This window comes from Microcystis protocystis FBCC-A270 (assembly GCF_050500235.1).
Classification (GTDB): Bacteria; Cyanobacteriota; Cyanobacteriia; order Cyanobacteriales; family Microcystaceae; genus Microcystis; species Microcystis ichthyoblabe_A.
Genome location: NZ_CP191407.1, coordinates 4,186,270 through 4,208,484 on the forward strand (window position 1 = coordinate 4,186,270; position 22,215 = coordinate 4,208,484).

The following is a 22,215-nucleotide window of genomic DNA, read 5'->3' on the forward strand; positions in this document are numbered from 1 at the left end:
CTCCTACAGCATAGGTTATGGCCTTTTGTCAACGGGGAAGTCCAGTAATAAAATCTCTAGATTATCGATAATAATTAGGTGGCGATGGCGTTGCAATTGTCTGATTAAAGCTTCCTGTAAATCTATTTCTTTTTCGGGGACAGGATAACCAAATTCCGTCAGGAGTTGGCGAGCTAAACCACTAAATCCCCCCAGATTTCCCGCTTCCCACCAAAAGCGTTTTGGGAATAAATCTTCATCGTCTCCTAGGGAAGGATCGAGGGGAATTTCCTCCTCAAAAATTTTACTAGCTAGGGTAGATTTTCCAATTCCTCCAACTCCTTTGATGCCAATCATCGCAACATTTGGATCAGTAAACCACTGCTTAATTTGGGTGATTTCCTCCTCCCTTCCCTGCCAATGGACGAGACTTTTTCGAGCATTTCCTCCCTTGAAAATACTCCTTTGACTACTGCGATTATTTTCTATTGCGTCTGCTTTTGGGTGCAGATCCGCCAGTCATTCAGGAGGGATTCCTAGATTTAAATTCCCCTTAACTTCTTGAATGTTCAATTGTTGTTTAATATCTTTGTTTATTTGTGTAACAATTTGAGTTTTCGTTTCTGTTTGATTCTGATTAATTGTCATAATTTGTTGTGCTAGGGTTTGGATTTCTTGGGCAAAATCGGGGTCTTTGAGCATTTCTACCTGTAAAAAAGGAACCACTTGCTGTTCAATCATTGCCTCGGATTTAGTTTGTTCTGCTGCCGCTAAAACCTGTGCTGCGGAGGGTTCCTTTTGTAACTTTTGCTTAATTTTTTGCCACAATTCTACACCTTTATCCATTGCTCCTTCCGTTAATTTACCGATAACAGCTTCAAAGGCGATTTTAGCGATTTCGGCGGCGGCTAATTCGGCTAACATAATTATCAATTGCGAGAATTTTTCGCCATTCTAGCACAACTATTTTGGGATGAAAGCAGGAAAGTCAATCACTCATCTTGTCGGGAATCAGCGTTCCTTTGATCCCCCCTTAATCCCCCCTTGATAAGGGGGTGTTGATCCCCCCTTAATCCCCCCTTGATAAGCTGTCCTTTAGTCACATCTTTCTTAACATTTCAAACCTTTGTAGCACAAGGCTTTCAAGACTCGGTTAACAATTTGTAATATTCCTTGTTGACACCCTTACTGACAAAGAAAAAACTGAAATCAAGTCAGGATAAGGGTTGGAGTGCTTACTGCAAAAATTGTTAAGAAAGATCCCTATAAGGGATAGCTTGATAAGGGGGGCAGGGGGGATCGACACCCCCCTTATCAAGGGGGGCAGGGGGGAGAACCCAAATAACCAGATTTAGTATAACCCCTAAACTAATACACTTGTGCTATAGCTTGCCCAAAAAAATTCCAGAAAAGGGAATGAGGGAAAAAAAGGGAAAAAAAGGGAAAAACGGTTACAAAGTCCCCCCAGCACCGCACACCACCCGAAAACCGTTGCCGAAGCCGTCGCGGCGGAAGTCGAAGGTGCGGTAAGCGGAACGGCAGTAATAAGGATTGTCGAACCAAGAACCGCCCCGCAATGGAGAACGATTATCATTCCCATTTTTTGTCCAAGCACTGCCATCCGTCGGCGCATCCTTATAGTTCTCGTGCCAGGTATCGGCACACCATTCCCAAACGTTTCCGTGCATATCGTACAACCCGAAGGCGTTAGCTGCCTGAAAATAGCCCACTGGGGTTGTTTTACCTCGATATTTTCCTGTAGGTTCATCGGCATAGGTTTCAGTAGCTCGATAGTTAGCTAAATCTGCCGTTATCGTTTCCCCAAAGTGAAAGGCGGTTGTTGTCCCCGCTCTACAGGCATATTCCCATTCTGCCTCACTCGGTAGCCGATACTCCCGTTTTGTTTCCCTTGATAGTCGTTTACAGAATTCCGTTGCTTCATACCAGTTGACTTGTTCTACGGGTAGCTCATCCCCTTTGAAGTTAGAAGGGTTTGTCTTCAGGTCGATGTCTATTTTAGCGGTTGCGGCGATAGCTTGCCACTGAGCTTGGGTGATAGGATAACGTCCCATGTAGAAAGAGGAAACGGTTACTCGGTGTGAGGGTTTTTCTCGTCTAAATCCATCCCAACCAAATTTTTTCACCAGTCTTTCGATTTCCTCGTCTTCAGTTCCCATCATAAATGTGCCGCCGGGGATTTCCATCAATTCCAATTCGACTCCCTCGGCTAGTTTTTCGACAATGCCTTCTGCTTGCCTTTTTTCCTTTTTAATTACCCATGTTTCTCCTTGAAAAGGATTTTGATACTGACGTTCTATGGTTGCTAGGGTAAATTCAAAAGTACGGGTTTCTAGGATTTCGATGGTGGCAACGTCAAAGATAGAGGTTTTTAAGGGAGGTGGCGAGGATTGAGGGATTGGAAGGGGATTGGAGATATTAACGGCGATTTCTTCGGCAAATTCTGCGTATTCTCCCCCCAGATTGCGTAAGACTTCGATGCTGACTTGAGCGAAGGGAAGAATTTTTTCTCTTTGTTCTCGGGGATAGGTGGGTAATAGGGTTAATAAAGCGGCAAAACTGCGGATAGGACTTTTAATTTCCCCGGCAATATATTGGGAAATAGCATCGAGTACCTTGATAGTTTGTCGCCTACCGATAGCATCATTTAAGACTTGACGTACCCCGGGTAAAAAGTCATAGACTCGATACTGTCCTTCTTCATTTTCTACAATCGGTTTTAATAAACCTCCCATATAAAATTCTGCCACATGAACGGGACGCACTTCGTTTAAAAGAGTTTTACGAATAAGATTGACCACCTGCATACTTACCGGGGCAGCTGCCATCATTTTTGCTAGTTTTTTGGCCGGTTCTGACGCGGTGGCAAAAAATCGCTCGACCATTGCCTCGGCCTTATTTTTAATGGTGTTTTTATCCTCGCTGTCTTGCTTATTTTCCTCTCTGGACATAGGGGGAATTTCGATAATTTGTTGTTTAATAAATTCTAAATCAAATAAAAAAGCGGAAATCTGAGCATTACCTGAACCAGCGACAACTTTTGCCCATTGTTTGAGGACTTCTGTTTCTAACGTGATTACGGGAATAAGAAGGGTATTTTGCCAGTTAATCGGTAGCCATTGGGGATAATTTTTTAAGATTAATTTCGGATTGGGAACACCAGCAGTTAAAGCAGTGGTGAAGAGTTTACGTCCCCGTCCTAGTTGGGTACTATTCCATAATCTTTCGGGGAAAAGTTGCAGAATAGCGGTGGGTTGTTTTTCTGACCAATCTTTTAACCAAAGATGAATTAAGGCTTTTTGCCAGAGAGGAGAAACACAATCACTTACTAGCAAAACTAATCCCCGTCCCCTGGGATGAATAAGTTCTTTATGGGGGTGATAACGTTGTCCCGGTTTACCTTTTTTTCTGCGTCTTACTAACTGTAATTCTTGATTATTTGAGGTTGATAGTTGCCAAACTCTGACGGTTTTAAATGCTCCTTGATTTTCTAAGAGATTTTGTAACTCATTAATTAATTCTCGCCAAATGAAAGAGGATCTAGATTCTTCTACTACTAATTCGAGGGTTAACCAGCGTTCCGGTTGGGGTTTAGTCACGGGTAGCCAAATATCCCTTTCTGCAATAAAAGAAGCGGTTGCTTCTTCATCTAGAATCGTTTTAGTTGCTGAGGGAACTTTTCCCATGAAAGGACGCAAAGCGCGACTAATCAAGAGTGCTGTCTGTAGTGCCGCAGCAGCAGGAACTTGAAAAGGAAAGTCTTGGATTGGGGTAGTTTTTTCTATTTCTTTGGGGAGAGATTCTTCGGTAATAATATCGACATTTGGCTGAGATTGTGATAGGTTATCTTCTGGAATGTTTTCTAAATTTTCCTCTATTTGATTAGAAGTTGATGAATCTATTGGCTGTTTATTTTCTGGAAATATTGGCGGTGATTGCAAGTCTTCAACACCCATTTGTAAGGCCAACCAGATACTATCAGCTACATCTTCATCACTGAGTTGTAACCGTTCGAGTAGTCCTGTTTGCTCTAGATAATCTAATAGTTTTTTAATTGATGAATTGGATGGTAATTCACTCATCTTCTATCGTCCCCAAATCTTTCAAAAGTTGACTAATGAGGTCATCTTCAGTTGATATAGCTCCTTTTTTGACCATAAAAATAGCATTAAGTAATTGATCCGTGGCTAGGGTTTGTGAATTGCGCTTTTGAATGAAGTTATCAATCAGTTTATCGATGTCTGGATTGTTAGTAATTGTTTCTTCTAAATGTGCCTCAATTATTTTAATTAAGTCGGGTTTTTCCGGTTCTTTCATAGTTAAACGGAGACAACGACGCAAAAAAGGTGCAGGAAAGTCTCGTTCTCCATTGCTAGTTAAAATCACAAAAGGAAAAGCGTTACAGATAACTAAACCATCATTTATAGGTGTTTTTATATCTTTCTGGGTAACGTCGGTTGTATCGGTATAAGCAGTGCGGACTTCAACGCTTGGGACTTCTTCTTTTAGCCTAACTAATTCGGGAATTTCAAAGCGTCCTTCTTCAAATAAGGTGAGTAAATCATTGGGTAAATCGATATCACTCTTATCAATTTCATCAATTAACAGTACTCTTGGTTTTTCCGACTCTAATAGTGCGGTTCCCAAGGGTCCAAGGGTAATATATTTTTCAATCTGTTTTAATTGGTCTTTTCGTTCTTCTGGGGTTAATTCTTTTTGCTCTCGTTCCAGTAATTTAACTTCCTGTAACCGACCGATCGCATCATAGTTATAAAGTCCATCTTTTAGGGTAGTATGGGTGGTAATCGGCCAGTATAATACTTCTCCTAATTTTAATTCCTGGGCGACTTTATAGGCAAGAGATGACTTTCCTGTCCCTGGTTTGCCGGTTACTAATAAAGGTCGCCGTAAATACAAGGCTGCATTGACCATTTTAATTTCTTCTTCGCGCACTAGAAAGGTTTCTCCCCGATGCTTACGACGACTTTCTCCCGGTTGCTTTTCTTTGCCAAAAGGTCGCCAGCTGGGGGGTTCTGGTAATGTCCAAGCGTCTGTGGGAGCCTGATTTCCTGTAAAAATTTTCCAGTCTTTCATAGTTCAATTTATGGCATCAAAAGTGGATAGTTGGGGGGAACAAGCTGGTAGTCATCCCAAAGTAATGATAGATGATTCCCAATATGATTATCTTTTAACCAAGCCGCGGAACGTCTATTTTTAATTATTTCTGGTAATTTCTCTAGTGGACATTGACAGATAGGGTCTAATTTTTCCTGACAGTTAAGTTCTGGGTTAGCATCCGGTCGTATCCACAGAGATAAAGGTATTCCAGTTTCGTATAAAATGGCTAGAATATTTTTTAACTCTAAGGAGTTTTCTTGACTGAGATTAGTTAACCTTGAACCGATAACATTGTTAAATTTATGATATTTGAGTATTTTATTCGGATGGTCATTATTTGCCAGAGGTTTTTTAAAAATAACTGTTTGCTGATTGTTTGATTCGATCAGTTCTTGGATTTCTTCTTCACACTTTAAAATTTGGGTCAGATTTTGCTGCTGTATATTCCGAAAAAGTTGGCATTTTTTGATCCATAAATAGGTTTGTTGATTGTTGATATTTTCGGCTGTTATTCGTTCTGAAAATCTCATGATTACCTCATGATCGACTCCCCAATGATGAGGATCGCAGCCTGTAGCTGTTGCCACTTCATCAATTGAAAATAAATCAATCGGTTTAATCTCTTTTTCAATAAATCTATAGGGAAGAAAAAATTGAACTTTTTCTAGGGAAGATTGACAGATATTTTCTGATTGTCGTTTGAATTTTTTTAGGTGATTAATCAATTCATTTTCTTGGAGATGATTGCCCAGACTTATTCCTTCATTGGGGGTTAAAGATTGATATTCTCCACGTTTTTGAGGTTCTTTTTCTGTGGGATGATAATTGTTGATATCTTTAACAATCCAAGCTCTCAGCATTAAAGATTTGTTTTCTTCTGTAAGGGTAACAAATAAGCAGGGATTTTTGTCTGTTGATTTTTGAGCAATATTTAGTGATCGATGCTTAAGATTATTTTCTAAAGTATTGATTAAAACTTCCCATTTTGTTTGATATTTTTTTAGCCATTCTTTTAATAACTTTGCCAGAGCATCTGTTGAGTTTAACTGAATAACTAAATAGCCAATAAATATTTCTAGCCAAGAAAATTTTGATTGAGAAGTATAGGTAAAATGTCTTTCATCTAATTGATAGAGTATTTCTATAAAATCAGACCAAGAGGAAGGAATTTTTCTAGGTAAATCCACTAAATGATCCCTCACTTCAATTCTTAAATTTTCAGAAGCTGTATTAAGTTGATCTTGATAACTCTTGTTTTCAAATATACATCTAAGCAAGGAGATGATTCTAGGGATTCTTCCTTCTACTTGTGCTATATATAGCAACTTATCCCAAGCTTTTAAAAGAACATTAGTAGGAATAAAAAATGCAGATTTGGCAACCAATTTTTCCTTATCAGCACTTACTGCCATCCCCACTACTCCCCCCAATTGCTCATCCCAGATAGCTGTCCCACTAAACCCACCTTCTACAGCATATCCTGTGCTTTTATTATCTTCTATCTGAATTTTGTTGTTAGCAATATGACCTATTATCTTACCATCAGACCAGACACCTCCATCTCTGGAAAAACCATAAGCTTTATAATTATGATCAGATAAATCTCCTATTTCAGAGGTAATTAAAGAAACTGGTTGAGCTTGTGAAGGAACTGAATCTTTTAATTTTAAAATAGCAATATCCTGCAGATCATTGCTTTTAAATTTAACCGGATGCCAAACTTCTACGGTTGTTTCTAAAGATGTACCCGATGCAATGATAGGAAAATCACACTCAATAATGTCAGTGGGTTTCTCAGCAGATGTTAATACTAATCCTAAAGATTCATTAACAACATGAGCGCAGGTAATCAAGTATTCTGATGATATTAGAAATCCCGCTCCGACAATTTCTATTGTATCATCTTTATTTTTTCGTTGCTTATAAATTCTGACCAGAGAAGATTCTAGAGATGCAACCATTATTTTTATCTAAGTCCTTATTGAGTAGATGATTGCTTATTTTTTTCCTTGTTATCCCATTTTAGGGTAATTTCATAGTTAACATCGGCGCTGCCAGATGCAATAATAGCCCCTAGTCCAACAGTCATTTTTATCCCAAACTTGACCTCTACCTGATCGGCCGGTTCATTCAAACTTTTGACCTTATTAATTATGGCATTTGCCACCGGTTTTATGCCATTTAATGCGTCTTCAAAAGACTGAGCGGCTTTAACAGCTATTTCATCTGTTAGACTAATAAGTTCATCTTCTGGTTTCGGTTTGGGTAAGGGTAACTTTTCATCCACCTCGATGTAAATAGTCCCCTCCTCTGAGGTAAATTCCACTAAAGGACTCATAAAAATTCTCCTGTTTATTTTATTGCGGTTGTCTAGACTTAATCTATCACAACTCCATCTTTTTAGCCTCATACCTAATTATATCTCTTTACCAAGTATTCGGTTGAAAGTCAGCATCATTAATAATTGCCACCGTATCCCCAGAGGGTTTAATCACAAATAAACCTTTTTTATAAGCATAGCGATCGATTCCTTCGTTAATTTCAATTCCTGCCACTGCACCGTAGGCTCGATAGTTTTGATAATGGGGAAAAGCGATTTTAAAACGAGTCAATTTTTCAATAAATTCATCCACATCATCTTGAGATAATCTCGATTTACATTCCACCACCACGAGATCGGTATCATCCACCGCTAGAATATCAATTTCCATGGCAATGCCTTGACGTTTGACTCTAGCACGGGGATAAACTTCCTTAATATCAATGCCTTTCTCTTGAAAAAGCCGTAAAACCGCCGGTTCTACCAATTCCTCCACAAATCGACCCCAGCGAGTGGTCAGACTATCTACCGCTTTGCTGGTTCGTTCTACGGTGCGTTTCAGTTCTGCCATCGAGCGATCGGCTTCGGCGGCCCGGCGATCGCTTTCTAATTTCGCTTCGGCGGCACGACGCTCGTTTTCTAATTTCGCTTCGGCAGCTTGGCGCTCAAGTTCGGCGGCCCGGCGCTCGCTTTCTAATTTCGCTTCGGCAGCTTGGCGCTCAAGTTCGGCGGCCCGGCGCTCGTTTTCTAATTTCGCTTCGGCGGCACGGCGCTCGTTTTCTAATTTCGCTTCGGTGGCACGGCGCTCGTTTTCTAATTTCGCTTCGGCAAAGATACGTTCCATTTCGGCCCGACGAAGATCGCTTTCCCTTAAACGGCGATCAAACTCCTCGGCGGAAGCGCGGAATAGCTGGTAAATATCCTCAAGGGTAACGGGTTCACTCATGGACTGACAGGGGGTGCCGATAGACGGGGGGATTTAACACTTACCTATAATGCCTAATTATATCTCTTTACCAAGTGTTCGGTTGAAAGTCAGCATCATTAATAATTGCCACCGTATCCCCAGAGGGTTTAATCACAAATAAACCTTTTTTATAAGCATAGCGATCTACACCTTTGTTAATTTCAATTCCTGCCACTGCACCGTAAGCTCGATAGTTTTTGTAATGGGGAAAAGCGATTTTAAAACGAGTCAATTTTTCAATAAATTCATCCACATCATCTTGAGATAATCTAGGTAGTAATTCGACTAAAACGAGTTCTGTATCATCCACCCCTAGGATATCAATTTCCATGGCGATACCTTGACGCTTGACTCTGGCACGGGGATAAACTTCCTCGCCAATTCAAAAATGATCGCCCCGTTCGTAGTAAGCTCTTTAGGACTGATTATGGCTAAAGCCATTACTACAAACAAAAAGGCGATCGCCCTGAAAATTAAGGAATAAGTTCGGGATTGGTACAGTTATTTTTTCCTCTTCCTGTAAGATCAACCCCTTCATGTACATAAGCAACACATTCCAAAGCTCTTTGATTTACACTATAAGGGACTTGCGCTTTGATAATGTACTATTTAGGGCTGGTCTTATTCTTCTAGAGAGCGATTTTCTGGCTGAGATATTATTCCCACGCAAGTCCCTAAAGATACAGGTATCTAAATAAGCGGCGGTTATCATAATTTTTTACCTCATGAACTTTGCACTGTACGGTGTTAGAGGTATCATGCAGATTCAGTTAGAGTATTATTTGTTATTAGCGGCGGCTTTATTTTATATCGGAATTTATGGTTTAGTCACCAGTCGCAATGCCGTCCGGGTTTTAATGTCGATCGAATTGATGCTCAATTCTGTTAACATTAACTTAATGGGTTTTTCCAACTATCTTGACCCCGCTAATATCCGAGGCCAAATTTTTACTATTTTCGTGATTACCGTAGCGGCAGCCGAGGCAGCCGTGGGTTTAGCGATTATCCTTACCATCTATCGTAACCGCGACACCATCGATATGGAACAGTTTAATCTGCTCAAATGGTAAGCTTTTAAATATTTACCCCCCCTCTCTCCCTTTTCTGGGGAGAGTTTTTTTTGGTTAATTTTTCCTGTTAACGGGGATAAATCTCGGTGACAACTCGATCGGGCGAGCTACTGGTAACAACAATGTTATTATCTTCTAAAGTGCCGATCGCTTTATCGCCGGTGAGATTAAATTTTGGTTCCTGTTGTTCATAGATAATATTCCCCTCGGCCTCGACAATTTTTTCCGACATTTTCCAAGTTAAAATCTGACTATACAATTGCGCCCCAGTTTTCTGATTAATCCCCTTAACCCCATCCTTGAGATAAGCGATGCGATTGCCTAATTCCACCACCACACGATTACCAGTAATAGTAATTTGATCTTGATATTGAAAAATTTCCGTGGGGCGATCGGAAGTTAGGCTACGATTTTGATAGTTCCAAATTGCCTGAGAACCAGAAATCTGTAAAGGTGGTTCTAAAGAGCGATATTCGAGGTTTTCTTGCAGGATAACCTGATTATTTTTTCTTTCCCAACGACCGCCGATAGCAGTAAGGCGATCGATAATAGTTTTATCAATATAGCGATCAAAAGCGACTTTTTGATCGGTACTAATGACTTGTTGAGGAATTTCCCAGTACAGGCGCTCGGTTTGCAGGACGACACGAGATTCCTTGGCGGTAGCCACCACTTGACCTTGTAATTCTAGTTTTTCTTGGCGCGTGTCGTAGCGTCCTTGGCGGGCCTTGGCTTCTAGTTGTAGATGACTACCTTTGATCCCTTTGGGGGAGATTAAAATACCCTCCTTAGGTAGCCAACGCAATTCCGGCGCGTTAATAATGGCCTTATTGCGGGGATCTACAGCCACAATATTATCTTTGAGGAGAATTTCCTGGCCTTCCTTGTAAACTTCACCGCGGTCAGCACTAACCTGTAAAACTACTTTCCCATCTTGATAGATATTACCCTTGATATTTTCCAGACGGGCGATTTTTTGGTCTTGGGTGTAGGTAGCTTTTTTGACCTGAATTTTCCAGAGGGGTTGTCCGGAGGGGTTAGCCTGTTCTAAGGTGGCATTATTGAGAATTAAGCGGCCAGTTTCTTCAATTTTAGGCGATTCTGTCGGCGAAATTTTCGGCGGATCGGGAGGTTGACAGGCTGTTAATCCCAGCAAACCGATTAGAAGGGCAGCCCCGCGCCCAATTGATAATTTTAAGTGTAACCGCTGCCTCAATTTTGATCGCTCCGCTGCTATTTTCTCTCCTCCCAGTGTAGGGTAAGGGGTCGCCCCTTGACCGGTTGAAAGTAGTTTACTCGCTACTTTTGCTAGGAAAAACCCCCGGTTGAACGGTGAGAGTTTGTTGTTTACCCCTGCGGTTAATCTCGATTTCCAGATTACCACCGATCGCACTGGTTTCCACACCTTGCTGCACATCCGAAGCAGTTTTAACGGGGTTTCCTGCCACAGTTTCGATGATATCACCCGCTTGCATTCCGGCTTTTTGAGCGGGGGAATTTTCCACCACTCGCAGGACGATTACCCCTTCATTTTGGTCAATATTAAAGCTTAATTCTTTAGTTTCGTTCAATTGCTGCCGTAATTCTGGGTTTAGCGTCACCATCTGGATACCGATGTAGGGATGTTCCGCTTTACCCTTGCTAGATAGCTGTCCCGCCACTTTTTGGGCGGTTTCGATGGGAATGGCAAACCCTAAACCCTGAGCATCGGCCCGAATTGCCGTATTAATGCCGATAACTTCCCCCTTGGCGTTCAGCAACGGGCCGCCGGAATTGCCGGGGTTAATAGCGGCATCGGTTTGAATAAAACGAACCCGTTTATCGGGAACCCCCACTTCGCTGCTAGTGCGTCCTAGGGCGCTAATAATGCCCACCGTAACAGTATTATCTAAGCCTAGGGGATTGCCAATAGCGATCGCCCACTCCCCTGGGATTAAAGTTTCGGCCTTGCCAAAAGTCACCGTCGGTAAATTTTCCGCCTCAATTTTCACCAGGGCCACATCGGTCATATTGTCAACCCCCAGAACTTTACCCTGATAGATTTGACCGTTTTTCAAAGTCACTTTTACTTGGGTTGTCCCTTCCACCACATGGGCATTAGTTAAAAGTAGTCCATCTGTACTAATAATAAACCCAGAACCGGTTCCTCGTTCTAAATGCTCCTTGGGAATCGGCACTTGATCACCAAAAAAGCGCCGAAAAAAGGGCTGTTTAAATTCTTCGGGAATTTGGTCGGCCACTTCCCGGGCCGAGTCAATCCGCACCACCGCCGGCCCAACTTTCTGCACGGCCTGGGCGATAAAATTAACATTGCCGTCGGTTTGGGGAATAACAGGGAGAGAGAGGGAAGCGGGGAGGATTGCCGGCGGTTTATTTACCTCTAGGGGCGCTTTTCTGCTTAAATACTGATTTCCTAGCACTCCCACAGTACCACCTAGGGCGAGTAATCCCAGTGAAATCCCCAATCTTGTCAATAAACCCATAAGCTCTAGCCCTAAAATGTCGTGTGCGGTAGAATCGGCCCCAAACTTACCTATATTATAGGCTGTCTTTTTTGTCAGTAGAAAAGAATCAATGGGAACTTACCCCGTTTACGGGTCTTCTTTTAGGGGTAAAATCACGAAACAGCTATAAGAATCTCACTTCATGCAATTGTTTGATCGCATCCGTTTAGGGATAGCCGTAGCGGTGGCTAAAACCGTTACTGCTGTGGTTAAAGGACTCCGTTTAGGGGCCGCCAGCGTCTTGCCGGGGGAAATTGCCCGTCGTCTCCATCCCCGTTTGTTGCCGCTACTTTGTGGGCAAGTCCGACGGGGGGTAATTTTGGTGGTTGGCACGAATGGAAAAACTACCACTTCCCTACTGCTAAGAACTATTCTAGAGCGTCAGGGGGCAAAAGTCACCCATAATACCACTGGGGCAAATTTAATTAATGGTTTAATCACTGCTTTATTAGCCGATGCCAATTTATTCGGCACTTTAAAGGCTGATTATGCCATTTTAGAAGTGGATGAAAATATTCTCCCTTTGGTTTTAAAAGATTGTCGTCCTCGCGCTATTTTAGCTCTTAATTTGTTTCGCGATCAACTCGATCGCTATGGGGAAGTGGATACGATTAGTCGCCGTTGGCAAGGGGCCATATCTCCCCTACCCACCGATACTTTAGTGATTCTCAATGCTGATGATCCGACTCTTTCCCATTTGGGTCAACAACTGCCTCAAAGAGTTGTATATTTTGGCTTAAGTGAGCCAGAATTATATCTAGAAGAAATTCCCCACGCTGTCGATTCTATTTACTGTCCTAAATGTGGCGCTTCTTTGGATTATCGCGGAGTTTATCTCTCCCATTTAGGGGATTTTAGTTGTCCTAGTTGTGGCTTTAAAAAGAGTAATCCTGCTTTTCATAGTCACGATTGGCCGCAGATTTTAATCGGTGTTTATAATAAATATAATACTTTAGCGGCGGGTTTAGTAGCCCAGGAATTAGGGATTAAAGATCGAGAAATTTTTGAGACAGTTCAGGGTTTTAAAGCGGCTTTTGGTCGAGCGGAAGAATTAGAAATTGAGGGTAAAAAAGTTAGGATTTTACTGTCTAAAAATCCCGTGGGTATGAATGAAACAATTCGCGCAGTGGCTGATATTTTACAGAAAGAAAAGTCTTCTACTACTCTCTTAGTTCTCAATGATCGCATCCCCGACGGGACGGATGTTTCTTGGATTTGGGATGTGGATACGGAAAAATTAACCCGTTTGGGAACAACTTTAGTGGTAACAGGCGATCGACTTTATGACATGGCTTTGCGCTTACAATATAGTCAGGATAGTCTCGCTTATCCGGTTAATTTAATTGTTGAATCCGATCTAAAAAAAGCGATCCAAATTGCCCTTAATAACACCAAAAATGAGGAAACTTTACATATTTTACCCACCTATTCTGCTATGTTAGAAGTACGAGAGATTCTCACGGGTCGAAAGATTTTGTAGAAATAAAAGGGGGACATAAGCGCAAGCTTACATTAGCTTTTTTTGTGAGATGCTTACACGCAGTTGTTCATATACTGGTAATAATTTTTGATATTTCTACAAACTTGAGATGCAGCCTGTGTCTTATCCCCCATTCCCTAATCCCCTAAAAAATTATGCAAGAACTAGAACTAAAAATCGGCTGGTTATATCCGACCTTAATGAGTACCTACGGCGATCGAGGTAATGTTATTACTATTCAAAGAAGATGTCAATGGCGTGATATTCCTGTGACAATTATTCCCCTAGATGCTCAAACAGAAGCCGAGACATTTTACCAAGTAGATATAATTGTTGGGGGTGGAGCGCAGGATCGGCAACAGGAGATCGTTATGCGCGATTTACAGGGGAAAAAAGCAGCGGCGATGAAAGAACAATTATCGGCAGGAATACCAGGGGTTTTTACCTGTGGTTCCCCACAATTATTAGGGCATTATTACGAACCAGCTTTCGGTCAAAGAATCGAAGGATTAGGATTATTAGACCTAGTAAGTAAACATCCTGGCCCCAATGCAAAACGCTGTATCGGTAACGTGGTTTTTGAAATTACGGCCTCTCCCTTAGCGGAGGAAATTAAAGCTATGACTGGGGAAAAACCGCTAGTAATTGGCTTTGAAAATCACGGGGGTCGTACCTATTTACAAACCGTTTCTCCCTTGGGAAAGGTGATTACTGGTTACGGAAATAACGGAGAGGACGGTTATGAAGGAGCATTTTACCACAATGCGATCGCTACCTATGCCCACGGTCCCCTACTACCCAAAAATCCCTTTTTAGCCGATTGGTTAATCCAAAAAGCTTTAGAACAAAAGTATCAAAAACCCGTTTTTTTAACAAAACTTGATGATTCTCTGGCCCTGAAAGCACGATTTGCCATGTTTGAACGACTAGAACTAACCGGCGTGACCAATAAAGCCTAAACTGGTCATATACACTTATGGCAGGAGATAGTCAAACTAGCCATTAAAAATTTTAATTCTGGCAGCTTATGAAATTATGACTGGAAAAATTATCGATCGTCAGACGACGGGGTTTCTCGTCCTCATCATCCCCCTAGCGGTGCTAATCATCCTTGTTTTTACCGCTTGGCCATTGATCCTACTTGTCTTCCTCTTAACTCTGGCAGTCAAGGTGTGGCAAGACTATCGCTGGTCAAAATTATCGACGGTGATTAACCCCTATTTCAATCAACTTTTACAGGACAATCAAGGTTGTCTCACCCCGATTGACCTATCGGCAAAAGCCAATCTCACGGCCAAATTAGCCAGACAATTTTTAGACAGAAAAGCTGAGGAATTTGGGGCGCAAAAAAAAGCTGTAGGCGATAAGGGTATGGCCTATTACTTTATCACCGCCAGTACCTTGGGTAGTATTTTTGATGAGAGTGACCCCTCTTTAGAAGAAATAGGGGAAAAACAAATTCCTGCGATTACTGCCTCGAGATCTCCCCTGACCAATTTAGGGCAATCCCAGGAGGCTAAATCCTCTCTGATTGTCGCCGAGAAAAGCGAAAATTCTGTCCCGGAGGTTCCTGTTATTTCCTCCTCCCAATCTCTGACTAATTTAGGTAAATTATTTGAGGAAAAAGAGGAAGAAAATACCGCAGCAATCTCTGTTCAAGAAACGGTAATTCAAGAACGGGAGGAGATAATTAATCCTAGTTTGAACAGTTCTGCCAGTTCTTTATCCCAATCAGAATCAGAAGTTAGGGAAGAATCACTAACCTCTGTATCTGAAACCATCTCATCGATGAGTTTGGCGGATTTGGCTAAACGTTTAGGAGTTACCCCGGCCGTTTTGGGTAGAAACAAGAAAAATAAATCCGAAACAGAATTCGCCGATTGGAGTCGTATCAGAGATCCCGATGGTATTGCTTGGAAATTTGACGCAAAAAACTCCCTATTTTTGGCCAACTGATAGATAAATTTGTTTGGTTTTTTAGACAGGCTCCCTGCCTGTCTTTTTTGGCTCTACGTCCTACCCTCAATCCCATAGTATGGTTGCTTCAGGCTCTTGGAAATCATCACCCACCACAAATCTGGCGGTTGTATCAGTAACAGGATAGGTTTTAACGTAAATGAGACAACCTGTTGTTGAGGAAGGACTGTAGGGGCAATTGGGGTAGGGCTGTTTCATTCTCCCATCAGAATATCAAAAGTAAAAGCGATCACAGTCAGGTAAAATGAGGAGTGACCGCCAACCTTTCAAATATATGTTGAGCTTAATAGAAAAACTAAAACAAGTCAAGGACTTTCGGAAAGATAAAGGAAAAAGACACCATTTATGGATAGTATTAGTAGTAATAATACTGGGAACAATGCTAGGATACTCAGGTTATAGAGAGCTAGGAGAGTTTGCTAAAAATAATCGGCACAGGCTGAGTAAAGAATTTAACATAATTCCAGAAAGAGTCCCATCCTATTCAACAATTATAAGGGTAATGATGGGAGTTGACTGGCAGAGTTTGTTAAAAATATTTAACGAATGGGCATTAGAAGAATATGGACAAAGAGATGATATAAATTGGCTAGGGATGGATGGAAAAAGTCTCAAAAACACCCTAAAGAATCCTAATAATGAACAACAAAATTTCATCATGTTTGTCTCATTGTTTAGTCAAGAAAGTGGATTAGTATTACACTTAAAAAGAATTGAAAACAAAAAAGGGTCTGAAATCGACGAAGGGCAAGCTATAATTGAGAATTGCTCTCTCCAAAATAAAGTTTTTACTGGCGATGCTTTACACTGTCATAAAAAAACAATCAGCTTAATAGCCAAGAGTAAAAATGATTATGTTATCACCGTTAAAGGAAATCAGAAAAATCTTTATCAGCGAATACAAGACCTGAGTAATTCCTCAAAGCCAGAAAGTTGCTTTCTTGAACAAGATAATAGTCATGGACGAAAAATATCAAGAAAAATAGAAGTTTTTAAAGTTAGAAAAAATGAAAGACAAGGGTTTGAAAATCTGCGAAGAGTTATTAAAGTAGAAAGAAAGGGTAGTCGCGGGGATAAAACCTATGAAGAAACAGCTTACTATATCAGTAGCCTAACCGAATCCGCTCAAGTATTTGCTAAAATTATTCGAGGACACTGGAAAATAGAAAATCAGTTACATTGGGTAAAAGATGTAATTTTTGAGGAAGATAAAAGCGAGATAAGTGATTTTCAAGGGGCAAGCAATTGGTCAATTCTCACAACCATAGGATTGAATCTTTTCAGAGGTTTGGGTTTTCTCTCAATAACGGAGGGACAGAGGTGGTTAGCTGAACGTTGGGAAAAACTGATAGTTTTATCGACGTAAGAAGCAGAAAAATTAGCTAAATTAACAGGATGTACTCTCGACAATTTCAAGAGAGATAGGCTTTTAGTGGCTTGGGAACAGGCTTTATCAATCTATTCATAATAAATATTGGCAGAAGATTAAAGATTAGTTATTATGACTAACTCTTTTGATTAGAAAAAGATAAACTTGAGAATCCTCAATCAAATTTATTGACTCAAAATCAGCTATACTTAATTTAAATGAAACAGCCCTAGGATTAAGGGGGGATCGATCCCAAAATCCATCTTCAATTTAATTATAACCAGCTACTTAACCGCTTCAGAAAAAATGACTAAATTAATCATTCACCGACAGCAACGAGAAGCACAATATTACAGCGAGAATTTAGGGGAAGGCATTAATCTCGACATGATGCTTATCCCTAGCGGTTCCTTTCAGATGGGAACCCCAGATCAAGAAATAGAAAGACTCTGTAAAGAATACGATCGAGACTATTTCCAAAGAGAAAGTCCTCAACACACCGTTAATATTTCAGCTTTTTTCATGGGACGCTATCCCATCACCCAAGTACAGTGGCGAGCGATCGCCGCAACTGCTAAAATAGACATCGATCTAGAACTAGAGCCTTCCCACTTCAAAGAGCCATATCAAGAGCAGGATAGATGGACAAGACCCGTAGAACAAGTAAACTGGGAGCAAGCAACAGAATTCTGTAAACGATTATCAAGGGAAACAAAACGGGAGTATCGGCTACCGAGTGAGGCAGAATGGGAATATGCCTGTAGAGCGGGGACAACAACCGCTTTTCATTTTGGGGAGACGATTACCACAGATTTGGCTAATTACAGAGGAACTGATTGGGAAAAAGACAAAAAAGTTTATCCAGGGAATTATGGAAGGGGACTAAAAGGCATCGATCGAAAACAGACGACACCAGTAGGCTATTTTAAGGTAGCTAATGCCTTTGGTCTGTACGATATGCACGGAAACGTTTGGGAATGGTGCGAGGACGATTATCACCCTAATTATCAAGGCGCACCCACTGATGGGAGTGCTTGGATTAGCAAGAACAAATCTACTACAAAAGTGCTGCGGGGCGGTTCCTGGGGCGACTATCCTGTTATCTGCCGTTCCGCGTTTCGCGGCACCAGCTACCGCCGCGTCATCCGCGACTACTATAACGGTTTTCGGGTAGTCTGCGTATTCGGGAGGACTGTGTAACCCTTTTCCTCTTTTTTCCCTTTTTACCCTTGTTCGATTTTTTTGGGCAAATGTACTATATATGTACTATAAAGGGATTGAGAGAATGATCTCTCTTTTGTCAAAGTGGGTTGAAATCTTGATTTCTCCTAGCCTGAAACGACGTAAATTCGTTAAAATTTTCAAGACTGACAGAAGAGACCACAAACGCGAGGTATCCCTCCGCACCACCTAAAAGGAGAATCTAATGTTCAAAATCGATACTTGCTGTACCCTCGTACCCTACTTTGAAGTACCAGAAGGAAAAATTGCTGCGTTCAAGGAACTAAGCCCCAAGTTCATTGAGAGAACCCGCACCGAAGAGGGCTGTATCCATTATGCTTTTTCCTTTAGCGGCAATATTCTTCATTGCCGCGAGGGTTACGTCGATGCTTCCGCAGTTCTTGCCCACCTGCAAAACGTCGGGGAACTGCTAGACGAACTTCTCAAAATCGCCAAGATTATTCGCCTAGAAGTTCACGCTCCCGCTGCCGAAATCGAAAAGCTGCGGGAGCCGTTGGCTTCTCTTAACCCTCAGTTCTTCATTCTCGACGAAGGTATTCGCCGCACCAGCGAAGCCTAACCCCAGACTGACAGAAAAGAGAAAAAGTAAACTAGAGAGTATAAATAAAGGATCCTTGTCCTCCATTATCCCTAGATTCTGGTTTCTTCTCTGAAAGAAACAAAAAAGCACCCCCTCGCAGGAGTGCTTTTTCGTTCAGACTAGAACTTAACCATTGATAGCAGGAGCAGTCAGAGCTACAGGAGCCTGTTCACCACTAGCCAAGTCTAAGGGGAAGTTGTGAGCGTTGCGCTCGTGCATTACTTCCATACCGATACCAGCGCGGTTCAGCACATCGGCCCAGGTACCGATTACACGACCTTGAGAATCGAGAATCGACTGGTTGAAGTTGAAACCGTTGAGGTTAAACGCCATGGTGCTAACACCCATTGCCGTAAACCAGATACCGATTACCGGCCAAGCACCTAAGAAGAAGTGCAGAGAGCGGCTGTTGTTGAAAGAAGCGTATTGGAAGATTAAACGTCCGACCGAGGTAGCAGAAGACACCTAGTAAGAAGTGGAAAATGACTAACTGGTAGGGACCACCGTTGTATAACCACTCACACGTCATCTCCATCAACCCAAAGAATCAACACAGGTCTTTTTTTTGATGATGTACCATCAGTAAATAGAATTTTGGCAACCCAGAACTCACCTCCTTTAATAATCGTCATATAAACCTTCGTCTTCTGAGGCATAACTATTCAGAAAAGAAGAATGAAGGCGATCGCTAACTAAGGTTTTGGGCTGAATAGTAATCACCCACTTCCCTTTACCAATTCCTTGCACAATAGAACTGGGAAGATTGAGTTGCTCCCCTTCTTCAATTTCTACTTCAAAAGCTAATTTTAATAACTGATTTTTCATAAAGCAAAAACACCTATAATATTGGAGATGTTAGCACAGCGCGTAGAAGCATCAGCGATCGCCATCATCAAAAGTGAAAATAACTCGGCCTTGCAATAAAGCATAAGCTAACTGTTCCTCATCAGAAACCCCCATTAGCTCTTTCTCTGAAGACATTGTAACATCAATCCCTCGCATCCTTAAACCTTTGGCGATCGCCTTAGAAATACTTTCATCCAGTGCGATCGCTTTAGTCTTGTCAACTGCGATCGCTGGTGGGCATTGTTAAGTTTTCTTGAACGGGGGATTTTTGTAATCAAGAGTAGAACCATCAATATTTATGGTTCGGTTGGCTCTTGGTATGATACGAATGTCTATGGAGAAATGGGTGTTATACATTCCAGTCAAATTAAATTTGACAACTAGCGATCGCTTTTCTACGGGAACAGAGAATTAGATAAAAAATACTAATATTTTGTCGCCATCAGGTTCTAGCCGCAATTCAATTGAGTATAAAATGATCTCAGAAAAAGCCTCCAGAAAATGTCAAATCAACCATGAAAAAAATTATTTTGATTTCTAGTCTATCTTTGACAATGGTAATCGGTGCTTCCTGGGCAAAACCCAATATAGTTTTGGCTCAAACTTGTAATTACTTTGCCGGAACTGCTGTGACGGGAAAAAGCGTTAACATCGATTTATGTTCAATTGTTCCGGCTAGTTCGCGTAGTGTTGACTTTGTTTATTATTTAGGAAATCAACGACTGGTTAGCCAAGCTAATTGTGATAACGGAACTTGGACGACTTTTCCCGAAAGACAAATTCATCGTCCCCGCTCTCAGGCGACTCAAACAATGCTAGAGGTGGTGTGTAGTTACAGATTCAATAGTTCTCAATCCACATCAAGAATCGCCACAGCAATAGTCTTTTCTCCACCATCAAATGTGAGAACATCCCCCAATGGCAATATCATCTGTTCAGTCAGAGAACGTAGAACCATCAATATTTATGGTTCGGTTGGCTCTTGGTATTATACGAATGTCTGTGGGGAAATGGGTGTTATACACTCCAGTCAAATTAAATTTGACAACTAGAGAGCGCTTTTCTACGGGAACACAGAAACGGGTAGAATCGATCAATGCAGTTGTTTTCTTTCGAGGTGTCGTCATTAATAAGAAAGCTACCCGTTCCTTAGCCGGTATTGCCGGAATTGTCGCCGTTGCCACCTTAATCAGTAAGGTTTTTGGTTTAGTCCGCGAACAGGTAATCGCCGCTGCCTACGGTGTCGGGCCGGTGGTGAACGCCTACGCTTTTGCCTACGTTATCCCCGGTTTTCTGTTAATTCTCCTCGGTGGCATTAACGGCCCCTTTCACAGTGCTTTGGTCAGTGTTTTGGCCAAAAGAGATAAATCCGAGTCCGCACCGATTGTCGAGACTGTCACCACCCTAGTCAGTGCGATTTTATTAACTGTCACCGTCTTTTTAATCGTTTTTGCCAATATTTTTATCGATGTTCTCGCTCCCGGTTTAGATGCCGCCACCCGCAGCATGGCCATTCAACAACTGCAAATTATGGCCCCCATGGCGGTTTTAGCCGGTTTAATCGGCATCGGTTTCGGTACTCTCAACGCGGCGGACCAATACTGGCTACCGAGTCTCAGTCCGCTTTTTTCCAGTGTGGCGGTGATTATCGGGGTGGGTTTGCTGGCTTGGTTTCTTGGCGATCGCATTGATGAGCCGCAATATGTGCAACTGGGGGGTTTTGTCCTCGCCGGTGGTACTCTCGTCGGGGCGCTCTGGCAATGGTTAGCACAAGTGGGCGCACAAGTCAAGGCAGGTTTAGGAAAATTAATATTTCGTTGGGATTGGCGGATACCGGGGGTGTCGGAGGTGTTGCGGGTGATGATTCCGGCCACCTTATCTTCGGGAATGTTGCATATTAACGTTTATACTGACCTCTTTTTCGCTTCTTTTATCGAAAATGCCGCTGCTTCCATGCGTTACGCCAGTTTTATCGTTCTCACGCCCTTGGGCATCATGTCTAACATGATTCTCGTGCCGTTTATGCCGATATTTTCTCGACTGACGGAACCGGAAAATTGGGGAGAATTGAAGCAAAGAATCCGTCAGGGTTTATTATTGACGGCTTTAACCATGTTACCCTTCACCGCTATCTTTATCGCCCTCGCTTTCCCGGTAGTGCGGGTTATCTATCAACGGGGTGCCTTTAATCTGGCTGCCTCGGAACAGGTGGTTCCCGTATTAATGGCCTACGGTTTCGGGATGTTTTTCTATCTCGGTCGCGATGTTTTAGTACGAGTGTTCTATGCTTTGGGTGATGGCGAAACTCCTTTTAAGGTGAGTATGGTAAATATTTTTCTCAATGGTGCGCTGGATTTCCTCTTGTATAGACCTTTTGGTACTCCGGGGATTGTTTTAGCAACTGTGGGGGTTAATATCCTTTCTATGGGCATTTTTACGGTGATTTTAAATCGTCGTTTAGGGGGTTTACCCTTGGGAGAATGGGGTTTATCCTTATTGGGATTAACGGTAATTACAATGCTTTCTGGTGTTAGTAGTTGGGGTGCTAGTTGGGGTTGGGAAAAGGTTTTCGGTGCTGGTAATATTTTCCTACAATTATTACAGTTAGGTTTTGCTTCAACCGTAGCGGTGGGTTTATTCCTCCTTGGTGCGATGTTATTGAAGTTACCGGAATTAGACCTATTAATCTCACGAGTTCGTCAGAAGTTCTTGAAAAAATCTTAGGTTTAAGTTGCTGCCTCACCT

The 22,215-nt window shown here is 41.9% G+C and carries 20 protein-coding genes and 2 pseudogenes; 9 read left to right on the forward strand and 13 right to left on the reverse strand.

Features of this window, described 5'->3' with window-relative positions; genetic code table 11:
* Nucleotides 1-15: 15 nt before the first annotated feature.
* The 8 genes and pseudogenes from ACQY1X_RS20440 to ACQY1X_RS20475 form a co-directional block, all read right to left on the reverse strand.
* Nucleotides 16-498, reverse strand: a complete 483-nt coding sequence (locus ACQY1X_RS20440) for an NB-ARC domain-containing protein (RefSeq protein ID WP_430015750.1) — start codon at nucleotides 496-498, stop codon at nucleotides 16-18.
* The gene (locus ACQY1X_RS20445; protein ID WP_069475309.1) at nucleotides 499-903 is read right to left on the reverse strand and encodes a hypothetical protein; all 405 of its coding nucleotides are present in this window, start codon (nucleotides 901-903) and stop codon (nucleotides 499-501) included.
* A gap of 527 nt (nucleotides 904-1,430) precedes the next feature.
* Complete coding sequence (locus ACQY1X_RS20450) at nucleotides 1,431-4,079, reverse strand: SAV_2336 N-terminal domain-related protein (RefSeq protein ID WP_430015071.1); 2,649 nt, start codon at nucleotides 4,077-4,079, stop codon at nucleotides 1,431-1,433.
* Nucleotides 4,072-5,091 carry an AAA family ATPase gene (locus ACQY1X_RS20455; protein WP_430015072.1) on the reverse strand — a complete coding sequence of 340 codons (1,020 nt, stop codon included), beginning with the start codon at nucleotides 5,089-5,091 and terminating at the stop codon, nucleotides 4,072-4,074. Before ACQY1X_RS20455 ends, ACQY1X_RS20450 begins: the two co-directional genes overlap by 8 nt.
* A gap of 8 nt (nucleotides 5,092-5,099) precedes the next feature.
* Nucleotides 5,100-7,076 (reverse strand): trypsin-like peptidase domain-containing protein, encoded by a 1,977-nt coding sequence (locus ACQY1X_RS20460; RefSeq protein ID WP_430015073.1) that lies wholly within the window; start codon nucleotides 7,074-7,076, stop codon nucleotides 5,100-5,102.
* Between the two features lie 17 nt (nucleotides 7,077-7,093).
* Complete coding sequence (locus ACQY1X_RS20465; RefSeq protein ID WP_123229902.1) at nucleotides 7,094-7,453, reverse strand: CU044_2847 family protein; 360 nt, start codon at nucleotides 7,451-7,453, stop codon at nucleotides 7,094-7,096.
* 88 nt (nucleotides 7,454-7,541) lie between these two features.
* Nucleotides 7,542-8,381 carry a DUF3782 domain-containing protein gene (locus ACQY1X_RS20470; RefSeq protein ID WP_430015074.1) on the reverse strand — a complete coding sequence of 280 codons (840 nt, stop codon included), beginning with the start codon at nucleotides 8,379-8,381 and terminating at the stop codon, nucleotides 7,542-7,544.
* 67 nt (nucleotides 8,382-8,448) lie between these two features.
* Nucleotides 8,449-8,778: pseudogene (locus ACQY1X_RS20475) on the reverse strand (DUF3782 domain-containing protein); the annotation flags it as partial.
* 388 nt (nucleotides 8,779-9,166) lie between these two features.
* On the opposite strand from ACQY1X_RS20475, the gene nuoK reads away from it, so the two are divergent.
* Entirely contained in the window at nucleotides 9,167-9,472 is a 306-nt protein-coding gene (nuoK, locus tag ACQY1X_RS20480; protein WP_221178078.1) for an NADH-quinone oxidoreductase subunit NuoK, read from the forward strand.
* 67 nt (nucleotides 9,473-9,539) lie between these two features.
* On the opposite strand, the gene lptC is transcribed toward nuoK, so the two are convergent.
* Both lptC and ACQY1X_RS20490 read right to left on the reverse strand, forming a co-directional pair.
* Nucleotides 9,540-10,688 carry an LPS export ABC transporter periplasmic protein LptC gene (gene lptC, locus ACQY1X_RS20485; protein ID WP_002735673.1) on the reverse strand — a complete coding sequence of 383 codons (1,149 nt, stop codon included), beginning with the start codon at nucleotides 10,686-10,688 and terminating at the stop codon, nucleotides 9,540-9,542.
* 76 nt (nucleotides 10,689-10,764) lie between these two features.
* Nucleotides 10,765-11,955 carry an HhoA/HhoB/HtrA family serine endopeptidase gene (locus tag ACQY1X_RS20490; protein ID WP_430015075.1) on the reverse strand — a complete coding sequence of 397 codons (1,191 nt, stop codon included), beginning with the start codon at nucleotides 11,953-11,955 and terminating at the stop codon, nucleotides 10,765-10,767.
* Between the two features lie 163 nt (nucleotides 11,956-12,118).
* Here ACQY1X_RS20490 and ACQY1X_RS20495 point away from each other — a divergent pair, with 163 nt between their 5' ends.
* The 6 genes from ACQY1X_RS20495 (at nucleotide 12,119) to ACQY1X_RS20520 (ending at nucleotide 18,603) form a co-directional block, all read left to right on the forward strand.
* Nucleotides 12,119-13,456, forward strand: a complete 1,338-nt coding sequence (locus ACQY1X_RS20495; RefSeq protein WP_002776995.1) for a Mur ligase family protein — start codon at nucleotides 12,119-12,121, stop codon at nucleotides 13,454-13,456.
* Between the two features lie 155 nt (nucleotides 13,457-13,611).
* Nucleotides 13,612-14,415 (forward strand): type 1 glutamine amidotransferase, encoded by an 804-nt coding sequence (locus tag ACQY1X_RS20500; protein ID WP_002735455.1) that lies wholly within the window; start codon nucleotides 13,612-13,614, stop codon nucleotides 14,413-14,415.
* Nucleotides 14,416-14,491: 76 nt separating this feature from the next.
* Complete coding sequence (locus ACQY1X_RS20505; protein WP_002738184.1) at nucleotides 14,492-15,412, forward strand: hypothetical protein; 921 nt, start codon at nucleotides 14,492-14,494, stop codon at nucleotides 15,410-15,412.
* A 295-nt stretch (nucleotides 15,413-15,707) separates the two neighbouring features.
* On the forward strand, nucleotides 15,708-16,799 hold the full coding sequence (locus tag ACQY1X_RS20510; protein ID WP_430015076.1) for an ISAs1-like element ISMae8 family transposase: 1,092 nt from the start codon (nucleotides 15,708-15,710) through the stop codon (nucleotides 16,797-16,799).
* Between the two features lie 309 nt (nucleotides 16,800-17,108).
* Entirely contained in the window at nucleotides 17,109-18,002 is an 894-nt protein-coding gene (locus ACQY1X_RS20515; protein WP_430015077.1) for a formylglycine-generating enzyme family protein, read from the forward strand.
* 226 nt (nucleotides 18,003-18,228) lie between these two features.
* Nucleotides 18,229-18,603 (forward strand): putative quinol monooxygenase, encoded by a 375-nt coding sequence (locus ACQY1X_RS20520; RefSeq protein WP_002735682.1) that lies wholly within the window; start codon nucleotides 18,229-18,231, stop codon nucleotides 18,601-18,603.
* Nucleotides 18,604-18,750: 147 nt separating this feature from the next.
* On the opposite strand, the pseudogene ACQY1X_RS20525 reads toward ACQY1X_RS20520, so the two are convergent.
* From ACQY1X_RS20525 to ACQY1X_RS20535, 3 genes and pseudogenes are all read right to left on the reverse strand, one after another.
* Nucleotides 18,751-19,068: pseudogene (locus ACQY1X_RS20525) on the reverse strand (hypothetical protein); the annotation flags it as partial.
* A 174-nt stretch (nucleotides 19,069-19,242) separates the two neighbouring features.
* Nucleotides 19,243-19,449 (reverse strand): hypothetical protein, encoded by a 207-nt coding sequence (locus ACQY1X_RS20530; protein WP_002737153.1) that lies wholly within the window; start codon nucleotides 19,447-19,449, stop codon nucleotides 19,243-19,245.
* A gap of 51 nt (nucleotides 19,450-19,500) precedes the next feature.
* A complete protein-coding gene (locus tag ACQY1X_RS20535; RefSeq protein ID WP_430014702.1) occupies nucleotides 19,501-19,698 on the reverse strand; it encodes a DUF5615 family PIN-like protein in 198 nt (65 codons plus the stop codon).
* 287 nt (nucleotides 19,699-19,985) lie between these two features.
* Here ACQY1X_RS20535 and ACQY1X_RS20540 point away from each other — a divergent pair, with 287 nt between their 5' ends.
* Together ACQY1X_RS20540 and murJ are read left to right on the forward strand one after the other, a co-directional pair.
* A complete protein-coding gene (locus ACQY1X_RS20540; protein WP_430015078.1) occupies nucleotides 19,986-20,522 on the forward strand; it encodes a hypothetical protein in 537 nt (178 codons plus the stop codon).
* On the forward strand, nucleotides 20,467-22,194 hold the full coding sequence (gene murJ / locus ACQY1X_RS20545) for a murein biosynthesis integral membrane protein MurJ (RefSeq protein ID WP_430013459.1): 1,728 nt from the start codon (nucleotides 20,467-20,469) through the stop codon (nucleotides 22,192-22,194). Before ACQY1X_RS20540 ends, murJ begins: the two co-directional genes overlap by 56 nt.
* Nucleotides 22,195-22,215 lie beyond the last annotated feature (21 nt).